This is a genomic window from Mesorhizobium sp. M0207 (assembly GCF_040321995.1).
Classification (GTDB): Bacteria; Pseudomonadota; Alphaproteobacteria; order Rhizobiales; family Rhizobiaceae; genus Mesorhizobium.
Genome location: NZ_JAMYSQ010000070.1, coordinates 1 through 1193 on the forward strand (window position 1 = coordinate 1; position 1193 = coordinate 1193).

Genomic DNA, 1193 nt, shown 5'->3' on the forward strand with positions numbered 1-1193 from the left:
CACACTTTTCCTGGAATTGCTTGTCTTATGACTTTCGCTGCCGAATGGGTCAGAAAGGAACGCTGAGAGAGGGTAGCCGCCCTCCCTCAGCGGCGAGGGTCGGATCGGTGGAATTGCTGACCGTTTGACGGGTCGAGCTAGAGTCGGATCGCCCTCGTCTTTCCCTTGAGGCCTGAACGGATACCCGGAGTTCGGCTCCGAATGACAAGCACAGGACAAGTGAAAGATGACCAACGATACCATCGGGATCGACATATCGAAAGACCATCTCGACGCCCACAGGCTGAGCGACGGCGCGAGCCGGCGTTTTGCCAACGACAGCCGCGGCCACAAGGCGTTCATGAGCTGGTTGAGCCCGAGCCGGTTGGACCCGCCCGGCGTACGCATCGTCTATGAGCCGACAGGTCCATATCACCGGGCCTTTGAGCGGAAGCTGGCGGCGGCTGGCCTTGCGCTGGTCAAGGTCAACCCACGCCAAGCCCGGCGCTTCGCCGAGGCCACCGGCAGGATCGCCAAGACCGACCGGCTGGACGCCGCCATGCTGGCGCGCATGGGCGCTCTTCTCGACCTCGAAGCACGACCGGTGCGCAGCCCGATCCTCAATAATCTCAAGGACCTGCACATGGCGCGCGAGGCGCTGGTGAAGAACCGGACGGCGGCGAGGAACAGGGCCAAGGCGCTAACCCTTCCCATCCTCAAGCGCCACAATGCCCAGCAGCTCAGGCAGATCGAACGTCAAATGGCTGCTGTCGAAAAGGAGATCACGGCGCTCATCCAGTCCGATCCCGATCTCTCCCGTCGCTTCGCTATCCTCGTCTCGATCCCGGGCGTCTCGGCAATCACCGCCTTCGCGCTTCTCATCGAAATGCCCGAACTCGGCACGCTCGGTCAGGGTCAGGCTGCTTCCCTCGCAGGCCTCGCTCCCGTCGCACGACAGTCCGGCAACTGGATCGGCCGCGCCTTCATCCGCGGCGGGCGAGCCAATGTCCGACAGGCACTCTACATGCCCGCCCTCGTCGCCATGCGCTTCAATCCCGATCTAAAGGCAAAATACCACCAGCTCACGGCCGACGGCAAAGCCTCAAAACTCGCCATCACAGCCATCATGCGAAAGCTCATCATCCTCGCAAACGCACTACTCAGGGACAATCGGACCTGGACACCATCTCTCCCTTGACCAACACGGATACTCT

Annotated in this window: 1 protein-coding gene; it reads left to right on the plus strand. The window is 61.9% G+C overall.

Translation table 11 applies throughout. The features are described from left to right. Window positions 1–226: 226 nt before the first annotated feature. Complete coding sequence (locus NKJ15_RS32870) at window positions 227–1177, plus strand: IS110 family transposase (protein ID WP_352619216.1); 951 nt, start codon at window positions 227–229, stop codon at window positions 1175–1177. Window positions 1178–1193: the final 16 nt, after the last annotated feature.

What these genes read in the sequence shown, in the direction of transcription:
- NKJ15_RS32870 (WP_352619216.1), top strand. Translation starts at nt 227, where the DNA reads ATGACCAACGATACCATCGGGATCGACATATCGAAAGACCATCTCGAC.